This is a genomic window from Coprococcus phoceensis (genome assembly GCF_900104635.1).
Lineage (GTDB): Bacteria > Bacillota > Clostridia > Lachnospirales > Lachnospiraceae > Faecalimonas > Faecalimonas phoceensis.
Genome location: NZ_FNWC01000006.1, coordinates 197,578 through 212,169 on the forward strand (window position 1 = coordinate 197,578; position 14,592 = coordinate 212,169).

Below are 14,592 nucleotides of genomic sequence, written 5' to 3' on the forward strand. Positions count from 1 at the left end.
AAGAGTATGTCAAAAGTATACGTTATGGATCATCCGCTGATCCAGCATAAAGTAGGGATTATTAGAAGAGAAGAGGTTGGATCAAAGGATTTTCGTCAGATGATCAGTGAGATTGCAATGTTGATGTGTTATGAATCTACAAGAAACTTGAAGCTCCAGGATGTCAAGATCAAAACACCGATTTGTGAGACGACTGTCAAAGAACTGGCAGGGAAAAAACTTGCTGTCGTACCGATTTTGCGTGCAGGACTTGGTATGGTAGAAGGTATGCTTGCAATGATTCCGGCTGCAAAAGTAGGACATATCGGTCTGTATCGTGATCCGGAGACATTGGAGCCTGTAGAATATTACTGCAAACTTCCGTCAGACTGTAATGAAAGAGAAGTGTACGTGGTAGATCCGATGCTTGCAACAGGAGGTTCCTGTGTTGCGGCAATTCAGATGCTAAAAGAAAAAGGTGTCAAAAACATTCACTTCATGTGTATCATTGCGTCACCGGAAGGTGTGGAACGTCTGCAGAAAGAACATCCGGATGTAGATATTTATATTGCTGCATTGGATGAAAAATTGAACGATCACGGATATATTGTTCCGGGATTGGGAGATGCAGGAGATCGTATTTTTGGTACAAAATAGTTCATGTGGAGGTGTGTTGTCATGACTGAGAAGAGAAAAGATTATATTTCATGGGACGAATATTTTATGGGAGTTGCGATGCTCTCTGGTATGAGATCCAAGGACCCAAGTACACAGGTAGGGTGTTGCATTGTCAGTCAGGATAATAAGATACTTTCTATGGGGTATAATGGTTTCCCGATCGGGTGCTCGGACGATGAGTTCCCTTGGGAAAGGGAAGGCGATGATCCGCTGGAGACAAAATATTTGTACTCAACCCACAGTGAGCTGAATGCGATTTTGAACTACAGCGGTGGAAGTCTTGCAGGAGCGAAGCTTTATGTCTCACTGTTTCCGTGTAATGAATGTGCGAAAGCAATCATTCAAAGTGGAATACGAGAGGTGATATATGACTGCGATAAATATGCAGACACACCGTCTGTGATCGCATCAAAACGCATGATGGATGCGGCAGGAGTACGGTATTACCAATATCATCGCACAGGACGTGAGATAAAGATTGTTTTGTAACAGAGTATGGAACGGGGACTTTTTTAAGCCCCCGTATTTTAGTGGCAGGAACGTTGCCCTTTAGCCTGTCTCAATAAAAAACGATATTTTTTCCATGCAGCATTGCTTTCAAAAATGCAGCAGTCAATCAAATCTGGGTCGACGGCATTTTGAAAATTGGAATATGCGGCGTCCATCTGTGCTTTTACCTTTTCGATTTCTTCGTGTATATTGTATTCGGATGTTTCTCTTTGGCAGTTCTTTTGGAATAGTTTCATATGACACCCCTCATTCTTGTAAATAGTCTCTTTTATCTAGTATAGACAAAAAATAGAATAAAATACCATATTTGCAAAGGAAAAATCGGAATAAAACGAGGAGCTTGCACATATTCTGTAACAAAAAGCAGGGGGAAAAATATAATGCAGGAAGAGCCGAAAACCAGTTTTCTTATTAACTTTATTGTCAGAGCAGTAGTCGGTATGGGACTCATTTTTTTTGTCAATCAGTATCTGGAATATAGGGGGATCTCTCTGAGAGTAGGATTAAACGGAATTTCCTTTTTGACATCCGGAATCCTTGGAGTGCCAGGGGTTGCGATGCTTTACGGGATATTGGCGTACAAAATTTTATAGAGGTTGCACAAAAATAAAATATTTGAAAAAATGATATGGACAAGAGAGAAAAAGGCGTTTATAATGCAATGTACAAGTTAGTTAATCTTAAATTTTCAAAGATCAAAAGCCGATTCCGGCGAGAAATCCAAAGTTGAAAAATAAAATACGAAGGAGGGAGTATTTGAGTGAGAAGAATATTGTAATATGCGATCAGGAAGTCAAATATGCCGAGAAATTAATGGAAAATATTATGGAGCGAAAAGAATTTGCGGTGAGGGTATATGTATGCAGTACCTGGGAAAATGTAAAGATACTTTCGCGGGATAAAAATATTCATATCTTGGTCATAGATGAAACCTGTGCGAAGAAAGAGCGAAAAGGAGTGGAGGCAGAACAGATTTTTGTGCTGACGACAGGTAATTTTCAGAATGTGTCTCAGGATGAAAAGTGTGTTTACAAGTATCAGTGCGTGGATCAGATATTGTCAGAGATTCTGGAGATATATTTTGAGAGAACAAAAGAAAATATGATGCGAAGTGTGAAAAAGGAATCGGTTAAAATGCTGGCGGTATACTCGCCTATCCACAGAGCGGGAAAGACAAGCTTTGCAGTGGCGTTTGGAAAAGAACTGGCGAGATGTAAAAAAGTGCTGTATTTGAATCTGGAAGAATATTTCGGATATGGCGGAATATTTACACAGGCAGACGGTGGAAATCTTGGAGACGTCCTGTATTATACAAGACAGGAGAACAGTAATTTTGGACTTCGGCTTGGAATGCTGGTCAGGAAAATGGATGAATTGGATTATATTCCGCCGATGCCGGTAAGTCTTGATTTGAAGGAGGTACTTTGGGAAGAATGGGAAGTTTTGCTGAAACAGATTGTGGAGGACAGCGTCTATGAGGTGATTCTTTTGGATGTCGGCGAATGTGTGCAGGGACTTTTTCAGATGCTGGATTTGTGTGACAGGATTTATATGCCAATTTTAGAGGATAGTATCTCACAGGGAAAACTGCGACAGTATGAGGAGAATCTGCAGACACTGCAGTTGGAGAGACTGTCAGAAAAAACATATTCGTTTATTGTCCCACAGGATATTGAAAATGCGGTAAGGAGGCTTGTGAAGGAGGAACGTCTATGATTCAGATGGAAGAATTATATGAGAAAATTCTGGCGGAACTGGATCTGTCGAAGGAAGTGGAAGATGACGAACTTGTAGAGATCATACACCGGACTTTAGAAGAAAAGGGAAAAGAGTCCTATATACCATTGAAACAAAAATCAGGTCTTGGAAAGGAACTGTTCAATACATTCCGAAAGCTTGATATTTTGCAGGAACTGATTGAAGATGATGAAATTACGGAGATTATGATCAATGGAACTGATCATATTTTTGTGGAGAAGCAGGGAAAGATTTTGGAACTTGAAAAGAGATTTATCACAAGGACAAAACTGGAAGATGTGATTCAGCAGATTGTAGCGGGTTCAAACCGGATTGTAAACGAAGCTTCACCGATTGTGGATGCAAGGCTTCCGGATGGTTCCAGAGTCAATGTGGTACTTTATCCGGTTGCGTTAAATGGTCCGATTGTGACAATTCGAAAATTTCCGAAAGAGAATATCACAATGGAGCAGCTTGTACAGTGGGAGGCAGTCGGACCGGAGCTTGTGCCATTTTTAAAGCGGCTGATGGAAGCAAAATACAATATTTTTATCAGCGGTGGAACAGGTTCTGGGAAAACCACTTTTTTAAATGCATTGTCGGACTTCATCCCAAAAGATGAGAGGATAATTACGATTGAGGACAATGCAGAGCTGAGAATCAAAAATGTTCCGAATCTGGTTCGTCTTGAGGCGAGAAATGCAAATGTGGAAGGAACAGGAGAGATTTCGATTCGCGATTTAATCAAATCGGCGCTTCGAATGCGCCCAACGAGAATTATTGTCGGTGAAGTGCGCGGAAGTGAGGCGATCGACATGCTGCAGAGTCTGAATACCGGACATTGCGGAGCGAGCAGCGGGCATTCGAACAGTCCGGAGGATATGCTCAGCCGATTAGAGACAATGGTTCTGATGGGAATGGACATTCCGCTTACGGCAATTCAGAGACAGATTGCCTCAGCAATTGATATTATTATACACCTTGGAAGACTGAGAGACAGAAGCAGAAAGCTTTTACAGATTGTTGAGGTATTAGGGTATGAGGACGGGAAGATCCAGCTTCAGACGTTGTATGAGTTTCAGGAGACGGAGATGATTGGAGGGAAAATCAAAGGAGAATGGGTAAAATTACATGAGATACAAAAGAAAGAAAAATTATTGGCAGCAGGACATTCGCAGGCGTGATTATCTGTTGGCGGTATTAACAGGCAGTTTTGTAATTTTAATGTTTTCGTATTTATTCTATGGGACATGTCTATGTGCAATTCTATTGGCACCTTATTTAGTCTATTTTTTAAAATCATGGGAAAAACAGTGGATAGAAAAAAGAAAAAATGTGTTTCAGCTACAGTTTAAGGAGGCAGTACAGTCTTTGGCGACAGCATTAAACGTAGGATACTCAGTCGAAAATGCAATGCGTGAGGCATTAAAAGATCTGCAGATCATATATAAGAAAGATGAGCTGATCGTGCGGGAATTCCGGTATATGGTTCGACAACTGGATGTGAATGTAACAATGGAGAAAGTGCTTCAGGAGTTTTCACAACGGACTGGCGAGGAGGATGTTCAGACGTTTGTGACAGTATTTGTAATGGCAAAAAGAAGCGGCGGCGATATGATTGCGATTATTCGCAATACGGTACAGCAGATGTCGGAGAAGGCAGATATAAGAAGAGAGATTGGAACGATTATTGCCTCTAAAAAGCTGGAATTTAAAGTTATGTCGGCGATACCATTCGGGATGATCTGCTATATGAAGTTCAGTTTTCCGGAGTTTATGGGAGTCTTGTATGGCAATGCAGCCGGAGTTGTAATTATGACAATTTGTTTTTTAGGATATGTCATTGCATATGAGATTGGAAAACGAATTGTAGAAATTGAGGTGTAGATCATGATCATATGTATTATTGGATATGTGGTATTACTTTTTTTAGTGCTTCAAAAGCAGAAACGAAAAATTTTTGTGTGGTGTGAGGAAAAGACAGGAAGGCAGATTTTATTGATTTTGTTTTGTGCAAATACGATTGCACTCGGACTCTTTTGGCTGGACAGACAAGAAAAAGATTCAGGAGAAATCGAGCGGAATGTCTATGGCGGCGGAAGCAGACGAGAGACTTATGAGATCACGATCGGACAGACATTGAAAGAAAAAGAAGTTACGATAGATGTGGAAGAACAAAGGTATACATCACAGGAGACCAAAAAAATTTTCAAACGAGTGATGGAGAAAATGGATGAGGTTATTTTAGGTGAAAATAAAAGCCTTGATCGTGTGGAGAAAGACCTGAATCTGCTTACGGAGTGGAAAGATTATCCGGTGCAGATTCAGTGGGAGCTGGATCATTATGAAGTGATGAATGTGCAAGGAGAGATTCAGACAGAAAAGACAAAAGCAGAGGGAACGCTGGTAGAGCTTACCGGAAGGCTTATGTATGGTGGAGAGGAGGCTTTGTACGTGACAAATGCAATGGTATATCCGGAGTCGAAGAGCAAAGAAGAAAAACTACTGTCGGATGTTTTGCAATTGGTGGAAGAAAAAGAAAAAACAACAAAGACTGAAAAAGTATTTTCGCTTCCGAAAAAAATAAACGGACAACCAATTCACTGGAAAAAGAAAGTGGAAGCAAGAGGCTATTATGTACTTGTACTTGGCGGGGTGAGTGCTGTGCTTATGATTGCATTGAAAAAACAGAATGAACAAAAAGCAAGAAAGGCACGTAAAGAACAAATGCTTACAGATTATCCTGAGATTATTAATAAATTTGCACTTCTTTTAAGTACAGGAATGACAACGAAAAACGTGTGGAAAAGGATTGTGAAAAATTATGAAGAGCAGAAGATATGTACCGGAGAGCGGGCAGCGTATGAAGAGATGCGATACACCTGCAATGAAATGCAAAGCGGAATCACAGAGGCGGAGGCGTATGAAAGATTTGGTAAGCGGTGTGGAATCTCGGTGTATATGAAATTCGGGGCATTGCTTGCACAGAATCTGAAAAAAGGAACAAAAGGGATGACAGATTTGCTGCGAAATGAATCGGATCAGGCATTTGAGAATAGAAAAAGCAGAGCGAAGCGATTGGGTGAGGAGGCCGGAACAAAACTTCTTGCGCCAATGTTTGGAATGCTTGCAATTGTACTTGTCATCGTGATTGTTCCGGCATTTTTATCCATGCAGTTATAAGAATGTATGAAGTTACAGGAGGAGAAGGTATATGAAGAAGATAAGAAGATTTTTGGAATTTATGAAAGAAGAAAAAGGAATCGGGGTCGTGGAGGTGATTTTGATTCTGGTCGTGTTGATTGGTCTGGTTATTATTTTTAAATCGCAGCTTACAGATTTGGTACAGTCCATTTTTGATAAAATCACAAGTGAAAGTGGAAGAATATAAGGTAGGTGGATAGGTGCAAAAAGGAGAGATCACTGCGTTTTTAAGTCTTGTTTTTCTTTTGATCTTGTCGTTTCTAGGTGCAATGGTAGAAAGTGCATCAATTCAAGTGCTCAAAAATTATAAAAGAGCAGATACGATCCTTGCTGTGGAAAGTGTATTTGCGGAATATCAAAAACAGCTATTAGAGCAATATGATTTGTTTGCATTGGATGCAGGTTATGGAGAGGGAAGATTAGATGAGGGAAAGATTCTAAAGCGTCTGGAATATTATGGCGCGCAGGAGAACGCAAATCAGGTGGAGAAGTCAGAGTTGTTGACAGACAACAGAGGGGCTGCATTTTATCGTCAGGCAGTTCGCTATGTGAAAAGTAAAATTGGGTTAGACCATATCGAAGAAGATACCTCATATTGGGAAGAACAAGAAGAAAGTGGGAAAGACTTTGAGAAAGAAGAGACGGAGGTTCAGGAAAATTTGGACTCTATGCTTGAGGGGACAGAAGAAAGTCTGCCAAGTGAAAATAATCCAATCGAATCCGTCTCGTCAATTCAAAAATCAAATCTATTACAAATCATTGTGGAAAATCCAGAACAATTATCAGAGAAATGTGTAAAAAAAGAGGAACTTGCCTCAGTGCGTAAACTAAATACAGGAAAAGGGAATTTTGCAGAAAAAGAAAAGAAAAATGAAGTGACCGGAAAACTCTTTTTTGAAAAATATCTGCTGGAACATTTTGCGGATATTACGCAAACGAAGGAGGAACGTGCATTGGACTATGAGTTGGAATATCTGATTGGAGGGTATGAAAATGATCAGAAGAATCTAGAAGCCGTTGTAAAGAAAATATTGCCAATTCGACTTGGAATCAATTATGCATATCTGCTTACGGATGAGGTAAAGAAAGCGGAGGCGGAAGTTCTGGCGCTGTCTTTATGTACGCTCCTTACTGTTCCGGGAATTACAGAGGTCGTAAAGCATGCAATCCTGTTGGCATGGGCGTATGGTGAGGGGCTTGCAGATCTTCGGACTCTTGTAGCGGGCAGGAAAGTGCCGCTTGTAAAAAGTAAGGAGACTTGGAAACTGAAGCTGTCAGAACTTTTGAATATCGGAGAGCAGGGAATACAAGATGTGGATCAGGATACAGGAGAAGGGCTGACATACCGGGATTATTTAAAAGGATTATTGATTCTGCAAGATAAAGAGACATTATCTATGCGGGCTTTGGATTTAATAGAACAGAATCTGGACCTAAAGGCAGATAACTGTGTGATGCGTATAGAGATTGAAAGCAAATGTAAACTGCGGCGTGGCGTACAATATGAATTTTCAACATATTTTGGATATCAATAAAAGAAAAGGGGTGAATGAAGATGTCCTTTCGATTCAATAATACTCACAAAAGAAACTATAAAAATGATCAAAAACAAAAAAGAAAGGAGAAAGACTCTTTTTTGACACATCTCTCCCAAATAAATGTCATCTCTTTATCGAAAAGGGCATCTTCATTCACCTCTGAAGGAAGTGTCACGGTGGAGGCTGCGTTGGTGGTGCCAATATTCTTTTTTGCAGTGTTGAGCCTTGTGTATTTGCTGGAAATTATGAATGTCCAGACTGTGATGAGATCTGCACTCCATTGTGCAGCAAAAGAAATCGCGGAGGAAGCATATGTTAATCCGCTTGTAATACGAGGGAAGCTGGAAAAACATATTGTAGAACATGTGGGAGAAACATGGCTGGATCACAGTGTTATTTCTGGCGGTTCGGATGGAATAGACTGTAGGAAGTCAATGGCATGGGGAAGTACAGGAATTATGGATCTGTCATTGATATATAAGGTTGAAGTTCCTATTTTAATGTTTCGTATCCCTGCAATTGTACAGGAAGAATCTATGCGGGTGAAAGGGTGGAATGGCTATGCCGGAAATGGATTTGGAAATCAAAGTGATGAGACTATCTATATTACAGATACCGGAATTGTATATCATAAAGATGCAGATTGCACGTATTTGGAATTGTCTATAAAGTCGGTTGCCATATCAGATGTGGAACAATTGAGAAATGAAAGTGGAGGAAAATATTATCCATGTGAATCGTGTATGAGAAAAACATTTGGAAAGCAAATGGTATACATCACAGATACGGGTAATCGATATCATGGATCACTTTCGTGCAGCAGACTAAAACGAACGGTATATGCAGTGCCTTTATCCGAAGTTTTTGGAAGAGGAGGGTGTAAAAGATGTGTAAAATAGAGGATTTTATTATGCTTTTGCTTTTGCTTTGGTGTAGTATAAGTGATCTTCGCACAAAGAAAATACCGACGGTGCTGCTGATCATTATGAGTCTTACCGTAATTATGATTCGTTTGATTTTTATAAGACAGGAAATAGCTGGTATGGCAGGAGGTGCATTGATGGGAGCGATATTCTGGCTCATCAGTAAATATACAAACCAAGCGATTGGATATGGAGATAGCTGGCTTCTTGGAAATATGGGAATATATTTGGGAGGTATCAGTATGTTGGAAGTTGCGACAACTGCATTTTTTCTTACAGGACTTGTCTCACTTGCAGGCATTGTAATCAAACAGTGGAAGAAGAATGTCACAGTTCCGTTTGCCCCGTTTTTGACCGCAGCGTATTTGGGGGTGATCATGCTGTGAAGAAGAACCAAAATGGCAGTTTTACAATAGAGGCATCTTTTGTTGTGCCGATTATTTTAATGGTGTTTATGGCAAGCGTATATATCATATTTTATTTTCATGACAAGAATATTCTGTCGGGGGCTGCATATGAGACAGCTGTGGTAGGAAGTGAAAGAAAGAGTTATAAAAAAGAGGAGTTAGAGGCATATTTTAGAAGAAGAATAAAAGGGAAACTGATTGTTTTTTCTAATGTGAAAGAAAACATAGAAGTGGAAAGAGAAAAGATTACGGTCACGTGCAGTGCGAAAAAGAGGCGGATGAAGATAAAGGTTAGTGCCTCGGTGAAACAGACAGAACCGGAAACGTATATTCGAAATGTGCGAAAAATAAAAAAAATAGAAGAAAAGATAGGAGATACCAAGTGAAAGCGTGTTATAAGAATGATTTAAAGAAGGCATATTTAATTTTGGAAGGAGTGGAGAGCGAGGCGGAAGATTATCAGATTTATATGCTGAAGGAAAACACAATTCCCGGACTTTTGAAGACAGATATTCGGTATGTAGATAATATCAGTCAGTATTATTACGATATCAGCGGGAAGGTATCCTTAAAGGCAATTCATGAAAAGGCAAACTTAAGCTATGAGGAGATGAAAAATCTTGTGTATGCATTACTTCGTACGATTAAAACAATTCGTAAATTTATGTTGGAGGCAAACTGCATATTGCTGGATCCGGAATATATTTATTGCGAGAAAGAGGAATTTTATTTCTGTTATTTTCCGAGGTGTGAGTGTGAATTGAAAGAAGAGTTTCACAGACTGACAGAATACTTTGTAAGTGAGGTGAACTATAGGGAGAAAGAAGGGGTTCATTTTGCCTACAGTATTCATAAGGCATCAATGGAAGAAAATTATAGTATTGAACGTATTATGAACGAGTTGGTGGAAGCAGTTCAGGAGGAGAAAAAAGAAGAAAGAATGATTCCGGCTGTGGATTATGAAGAGCGTATGGAAGAACAGGGAATACCGGAGATTCATGAGAAAAAAGATTTTTGGGAACCGGTAAAACGGCTTTTGGACAAAAAGAAAAAAGGAAAATGGGGATATTGGGACGAAATCCATATTGAACAGGATGACTTGTAATTCAGGTACAAACTTTCTATAATTAGGATATATTTATTTTATAGAAAGGAAATTTTTATGGGAAATCAGAAAAAAGCAGTTTGTACAATTGGAATTGCTGCAGTAAATGTCATTGTTTTTTTACTTCTTTCTTTCGGAGGGAGAACAGAAGATGGGATGTATATGTTGGAACATGGAGCAATGTATGTCCCGTATGTAGTGGAATATAAGGAATATTACCGGTTGTTTACGTGTATATTTTTACATTTTGGTTTTTCACATCTGATGAATAACATGCTTACACTTGTGGTGGTCGGATGGAATGTAGAGATGTTTGTCGGAAAAGCAAGATTTCTTACGATATATCTTTTGAGCGGGTTGGGAGGAAATCTATTGTCCATGGCAGCAGATATATGGAGACAGGATTATAGCGTATCAGCAGGGGCGTCCGGTGCAATTTTTGGACTGACCGGAGCCTTGCTGTGTCTTGCGATTTTAAATCATGGAAGAGTTGGAAATATCACAAAACAGGGTATGATCGTGATGATTCTTATCAGCTTATATACCGGTTTTACAAGCGGGGGCGTTGACAACCTGGCCCATGTGGGAGGATTGCTGACAGGAATTCTCGTTACAGCACTGCTTTGTTGGAAGCGTAATCCGAAACGTTGATCCTTTTTGTGGAGCAGAGTCAACCTCAATTGTTCCGCCATGGGCTTGTATGATACTTTCGGAAATCGAAAGCCCAAGGCCGGTACCGTTTTTCTTATATGTAGTAAATGGTTCGAAGATGGAACTTAGATGCTCTTTGGAGATACCGCATCCGTTGTCTTGAACCTGGATGATGATGGAATCTTTGGACTGCTCGGCCGTCATGGAGATGGTTCCGTCAGGGGAAGCTGCATCGGCAGCATTTCTCAAAAGATTTAAAAATACTTCTTGTAATTTTGTTTTATCTCCTGTAATCTGATTAATAGAAGAATCTATTTTGGAAAAATATTCCAATTTTGTATCCGCGACAGATGCGGCGAAAGAAAGGGAGATATATTCCCAAAATGGACGGAAAGAGAACGTTGAAAAATTAAGGGCACCGGCATGATTGAATCGGGAAAGATCATCTAAGAGTACTGACATAAATTCTACATCCTGCATCAGCTCGTGCCAATGGTCAAATGTTCTCGCCTCAGGATGTCTGGACTCTATGAGCTGAAGGGTACTATATATAATTGTAAGTGGGTTTCGAAGTTCATGTGAAATTTTACTTATGACTAATTGTTCGTCTTTATTTAGTTGCATAGATTGCACCGCCTTTCATATGAAAGTGTAGCATTGGTATGACGGTTATTCAAACAAATCTCGTCGACAAAATACGACAATAACAGACATTTAAAAGGGATTAATAAAAGAAAGAAGGAAGAAAAAATGAGAGATGAAAATTGTATTTTTTGTAAAATTGCAGCAGGAGAGATTCCATCTGCAACATTGTATGAGGATGATGACTTTAGAGTCATTCTGGACATTGAGCCAGCTTCGAAAGGACATGCGTTGATTCTTCCGAAGGAGCATTATGCAAATTTATACGAATTGGATGATGAGATTGCAGCGAAAGTACTTGTGCTTGCAAAAAAGATTGTGACGAAACTGAGCGATATTTTAGGATGCGAGGGCTATAATATCGTGCAGAACAATGGGGCAGCAGCCGGACAAAGTGTATTTCACTATCATATGCATTTGATTCCTAGATACAAAGACGACACAGTTGACATTAAGTGGAAACTGGGTACTTTGACAGAGGAAGATAAAGAGTACATTTTAAAGAAAATGAACGAGAAGTAATAAAAACGGGAGATATTTATTGTGGAATCAAAATCGACAAAAGATAAAAAATTCGACAGTATCTATCGGGCGTATAAAGATTCAATCTTTAAAGTGGCTATGCATTATGCAAAATGTGAAGATTTGGCAAATGAAATTACACAAAAGACATTTTTTCAACTATATATTTACTTTGAAAATGTAAATTTAGATAATGTTTATCCGTGGTTGGTAACAACCGCTAGAAATTTTACGTTTAATTACAATCGAGATAAAAAGCGTGAGATATTAGGAGAAGTATTTGAGGTACTAAAAGAGACAAAAGACAAATTTTGCAATATAAACAATATGGAAGAATACTATTTGAGAACAGAGCAAAAGAGAAGGGCAGAGGAGTTGGAAGATAGTATTTTTGAATGTTTATATAAAGACCACAGAATATGGTATGATGCAGTTACACAAGTGTATTGTTTTGGAAAATCGCAACAAGAGGCAGCAGAACAATTAGGAATTGCAGTTGAAGTATTGAATAGCAGACTATATAGAGCCAGACAATGGATACGAAAGAATTACGAAAATGAATACAGAGAGGTTGTCAGTTGGTTCTGAGAAAGCAAATGGTGTCGTAACGACACCATTTGCTGATTTGTTCCAATAATTTAGTGGACAGCTTCTTGAATTAAGTTAATAATTGTATTGATAGAATCTTGCTGTGAAGAATGCTTCATAGCGTCTATGTAAGTGTTTCTGTGTTGATACAATTTGTGAATGGAATCTAAAAGTGTGTCTTTGTTTAATTCCTCTTCCTCTAAAACAATACTGAAACCTTGACGTTCAAAAGAACGTGCATTCAAAATCTGATCTCCGCGGCTTGCGTTTGCAGAGAGCGGAATTAAAAGATTTGGCTTATGCAGTGCAAGAAGTTCGCAAATTGCATTAGCACCAGCTCTTGAAATCACAACATCTGTGAGTGCGAACAAGTCTTTCAATTGATTTTGAATGTATTCGAACTGAACATATCCTTTTAAAGATTTCAAAGAATCATCCATCTTTCCTTTTCCGCAAAGGTGAATGACATGAAAATCTTTTAATAATTCAGGAAGAACAGAACGTACAGCATTGTTGACAGCGACAGAACCAAGACTGCCTCCAATAATTAAGATAACAGGTTTGTCATCGGCCAGTCCGCAAAATTCAAGTGCGGAAGATCTGCTCCCTTCTAACAGTTCCTGACGAATCGGTGAACCGGTAAGCACTGCTTTCTCCTTTGGAAGATGTTCTAAAGTTTCCGGAAAGTTGCAGCATACTTTTGTTGCGGACGGAATGGAAATCTTGTTCGCAAGTCCCGGAGTCATATCCGATTCATGAATGATGGTTGGCACGTGACGACGTTTCCCTGCCATGACAACCGGAACGGAGACGAAACCGCCTTTGGAAAAGATAACATCTGGCTTCAGTTCTTTAATCAATTTATTTGCTTCGCGAAATCCTTTTAGAACCCGAAAAGGGTCTGTAAAATTCTGCACACTGAAGTAACGGCGAAGTTTACCAGAGGAAATCCCGTGATAAGGAATCTCAAATTGTTTAATTAAATCTTTTTCAATACCCGTATAAGAACCGATATAATGGATATCATATCCCAGTTCTTTTAGACGGGGCAGTAAAGCAATATTAGGTGTAACATGACCGGCAGTACCACCACCGGTAAGAATAATACGTTTCATAACATTCCTCCGAAGTTTTTTCTATAAAATAATATTAAACAGTATTTTGGCAAAGGTCAAGAGGAATGGAGAAAAGAACGTAAGTAGTGGAGTGAACAGTAAGGAATTTGTTGACAGTTGCATAAGGAGACATTATGGATGAGGAAATGAAACGATTTTTGCAGGAAGAACTGAAAAAAGAGGCGGATCAGATTATGCGAGAGGTGGAGGCTGATCCGGAAGTGGCAGATCTGACAGCGCCTTCTGAGATTGATCAGAAGTTGTATGAACAGATTAAGCAGTATAAAGAAGAACATTACGCCCCGGAAGAGACATTGTCGGGAGAACAACAGGAGTTAATTCGCCTTGGAAAAATTTACAAAAGAAAACAAAAGAGGCGCAAGTATGTGGTGTTGGCCGCAGCAGTTGTGTCAGCGTTTGCGGTGGGGATTACAAGCTTTGGAGGACCGGAGCGGATATTTCATAAATTTAATTGGAACATAGGAAATAGAGAACAGACGAATTTTGACTCTGATGATGAGGATATTGTAGCCGCAAAAGTAAGTGAAGAGGAAGAAGCGTATCAGAAGATAAAAGATGAGTTTGGGTTTGATCCAGTGAGGATGTACTATTTGCCAGAGAATATGAGATTTCAAGAAGCAACTATTTTGAAAGAAATACAAAATATATATTTGACATACAGTGATGGAGAAAAAGCAAGTATTTCTTATCATATAAATACAAATTATAATACAAGTTCAGTTGGAACGGATGTGGAAGATGATGTTGTTAAGGAACAGGACTTAGAGGTTGGTAATGTGTGTGTACATATTAAACAGTATCAGATGCAAAACAGTAGATATAGAAAAATCAGAGCAACTTTTGAATATAATGAAATACAGTATTTTGTTACGGGAAATGGTCTGAAAGAGGAAGAATTTAATGAAATTATAAAAAATTTAAACTTTTTTTGAAAAATAGCGTTAGTTTTTTCCGACTTATGTGTATATATAG

20 protein-coding genes are annotated in these 14,592 nt (G+C 39.1%); 17 read left to right on the forward strand and 3 right to left on the reverse strand.

Annotated features, from left to right (window positions below):
- Positions 1 to 6: 6 nt before the first annotated feature.
- On the forward strand, positions 7 to 636 hold the full coding sequence (gene upp, locus BQ5364_RS01835) for a uracil phosphoribosyltransferase (protein ID WP_004613179.1): 630 nt from the start codon (positions 7 to 9) through the stop codon (positions 634 to 636).
- A 21-nt stretch (positions 637 to 657) separates the two neighbouring features.
- Positions 658 to 1,146 carry a deoxycytidylate deaminase gene (locus BQ5364_RS01840; RefSeq protein WP_004613178.1) on the forward strand — a complete coding sequence of 163 codons (489 nt, stop codon included), beginning with the start codon at positions 658 to 660 and terminating at the stop codon, positions 1,144 to 1,146.
- Positions 1,147 to 1,184: 38 nt separating this feature from the next.
- Here BQ5364_RS01840 and BQ5364_RS01845 read toward each other — a convergent pair whose 3' ends face one another.
- Complete coding sequence (locus BQ5364_RS01845; RefSeq protein ID WP_004613177.1) at positions 1,185 to 1,403, reverse strand: YaaL family protein; 219 nt, start codon at positions 1,401 to 1,403, stop codon at positions 1,185 to 1,187.
- 144 nt (positions 1,404 to 1,547) lie between these two features.
- Between BQ5364_RS01845 and BQ5364_RS01850 the strand changes: the two genes are divergently transcribed.
- The 12 genes from BQ5364_RS01850 to BQ5364_RS01900 all read left to right on the forward strand — a co-directional run bounded on the left by BQ5364_RS01850 (position 1,548) and on the right by BQ5364_RS01900 (position 10,732).
- A complete protein-coding gene (locus BQ5364_RS01850; protein ID WP_004613176.1) occupies positions 1,548 to 1,760 on the forward strand; it encodes a pro-sigmaK processing inhibitor BofA family protein in 213 nt (70 codons plus the stop codon).
- A gap of 163 nt (positions 1,761 to 1,923) precedes the next feature.
- A complete protein-coding gene (locus BQ5364_RS01855; RefSeq protein WP_071143527.1) occupies positions 1,924 to 2,883 on the forward strand; it encodes a P-loop NTPase family protein in 960 nt (319 codons plus the stop codon).
- Entirely contained in the window at positions 2,880 to 4,088 is a 1,209-nt protein-coding gene (locus tag BQ5364_RS01860) for a TadA family conjugal transfer-associated ATPase (RefSeq protein WP_022250657.1), read from the forward strand. The genes BQ5364_RS01855 and BQ5364_RS01860 overlap by 4 nt, the downstream gene beginning before the upstream one ends.
- Positions 4,036 to 4,791 carry a type II secretion system F family protein gene (locus BQ5364_RS01865; protein ID WP_044987341.1) on the forward strand — a complete coding sequence of 252 codons (756 nt, stop codon included), beginning with the start codon at positions 4,036 to 4,038 and terminating at the stop codon, positions 4,789 to 4,791. The genes BQ5364_RS01860 and BQ5364_RS01865 overlap by 53 nt, the downstream gene beginning before the upstream one ends.
- A gap of 3 nt (positions 4,792 to 4,794) precedes the next feature.
- The gene (locus BQ5364_RS01870; protein WP_071143528.1) at positions 4,795 to 6,087 is read left to right on the forward strand and encodes a type II secretion system F family protein; all 1,293 of its coding nucleotides are present in this window, start codon (positions 4,795 to 4,797) and stop codon (positions 6,085 to 6,087) included.
- A 31-nt stretch (positions 6,088 to 6,118) separates the two neighbouring features.
- The gene (locus tag BQ5364_RS17280) at positions 6,119 to 6,295 is read left to right on the forward strand and encodes a Flp1 family type IVb pilin (RefSeq protein ID WP_022250659.1); all 177 of its coding nucleotides are present in this window, start codon (positions 6,119 to 6,121) and stop codon (positions 6,293 to 6,295) included.
- Positions 6,296 to 6,308: 13 nt separating this feature from the next.
- A complete protein-coding gene (locus BQ5364_RS01875) occupies positions 6,309 to 7,643 on the forward strand; it encodes a DUF5702 domain-containing protein (protein WP_022250660.1) in 1,335 nt (444 codons plus the stop codon).
- A gap of 194 nt (positions 7,644 to 7,837) precedes the next feature.
- On the forward strand, positions 7,838 to 8,545 hold the full coding sequence (locus BQ5364_RS01880; RefSeq protein WP_235837108.1) for a pilus assembly protein: 708 nt from the start codon (positions 7,838 to 7,840) through the stop codon (positions 8,543 to 8,545).
- Positions 8,533 to 8,955, forward strand: coding sequence for a prepilin peptidase (locus BQ5364_RS01885; protein WP_071143530.1), 423 nt, complete (start codon positions 8,533 to 8,535; stop codon positions 8,953 to 8,955). Before BQ5364_RS01880 ends, BQ5364_RS01885 begins: the two co-directional genes overlap by 13 nt.
- Complete coding sequence (locus BQ5364_RS01890) at positions 8,952 to 9,362, forward strand: TadE family protein (protein WP_004613088.1); 411 nt, start codon at positions 8,952 to 8,954, stop codon at positions 9,360 to 9,362. Before BQ5364_RS01885 ends, BQ5364_RS01890 begins: the two co-directional genes overlap by 4 nt.
- Positions 9,359 to 10,081, forward strand: coding sequence for a DUF6382 domain-containing protein (locus BQ5364_RS01895; RefSeq protein WP_071143531.1), 723 nt, complete (start codon positions 9,359 to 9,361; stop codon positions 10,079 to 10,081). The genes BQ5364_RS01890 and BQ5364_RS01895 overlap by 4 nt, the downstream gene beginning before the upstream one ends.
- Before the next feature lie 57 nt (positions 10,082 to 10,138).
- On the forward strand, positions 10,139 to 10,732 hold the full coding sequence (locus tag BQ5364_RS01900) for a rhomboid family intramembrane serine protease (RefSeq protein WP_004613086.1): 594 nt from the start codon (positions 10,139 to 10,141) through the stop codon (positions 10,730 to 10,732).
- Here the strand turns inward: BQ5364_RS01900 and BQ5364_RS17285 are convergent.
- Positions 10,619 to 11,356 carry a sensor histidine kinase gene (locus tag BQ5364_RS17285; RefSeq protein ID WP_118208389.1) on the reverse strand — a complete coding sequence of 246 codons (738 nt, stop codon included), beginning with the start codon at positions 11,354 to 11,356 and terminating at the stop codon, positions 10,619 to 10,621. The two genes, BQ5364_RS01900 and BQ5364_RS17285, sit on opposite strands and share 114 nt — an antisense overlap.
- Positions 11,357 to 11,482: 126 nt before the next feature.
- On the opposite strand from BQ5364_RS17285, the gene BQ5364_RS01905 reads away from it, so the two are divergent.
- Together BQ5364_RS01905 and BQ5364_RS01910 are read left to right on the forward strand one after the other, a co-directional pair.
- Complete coding sequence (locus tag BQ5364_RS01905) at positions 11,483 to 11,896, forward strand: HIT family protein (RefSeq protein ID WP_004613084.1); 414 nt, start codon at positions 11,483 to 11,485, stop codon at positions 11,894 to 11,896.
- 21 nt (positions 11,897 to 11,917) lie between these two features.
- Positions 11,918 to 12,484: an RNA polymerase sigma factor gene (locus BQ5364_RS01910; protein ID WP_004613083.1), complete on the forward strand. Its 567-nt coding sequence runs from the start codon at positions 11,918 to 11,920 to the stop codon at positions 12,482 to 12,484.
- Positions 12,485 to 12,534: 50 nt separating this feature from the next.
- Here BQ5364_RS01910 and BQ5364_RS01915 read toward each other — a convergent pair whose 3' ends face one another.
- Positions 12,535 to 13,599 (reverse strand): undecaprenyldiphospho-muramoylpentapeptide beta-N-acetylglucosaminyltransferase, encoded by a 1,065-nt coding sequence (locus BQ5364_RS01915; protein WP_071143532.1) that lies wholly within the window; start codon positions 13,597 to 13,599, stop codon positions 12,535 to 12,537.
- A 134-nt stretch (positions 13,600 to 13,733) separates the two neighbouring features.
- On the opposite strand from BQ5364_RS01915, the gene BQ5364_RS01920 reads away from it, so the two are divergent.
- The gene (locus BQ5364_RS01920; RefSeq protein ID WP_071143533.1) at positions 13,734 to 14,552 is read left to right on the forward strand and encodes a DUF4367 domain-containing protein; all 819 of its coding nucleotides are present in this window, start codon (positions 13,734 to 13,736) and stop codon (positions 14,550 to 14,552) included.
- The last annotated feature ends 40 nt before the right edge of the window (positions 14,553 to 14,592 follow it).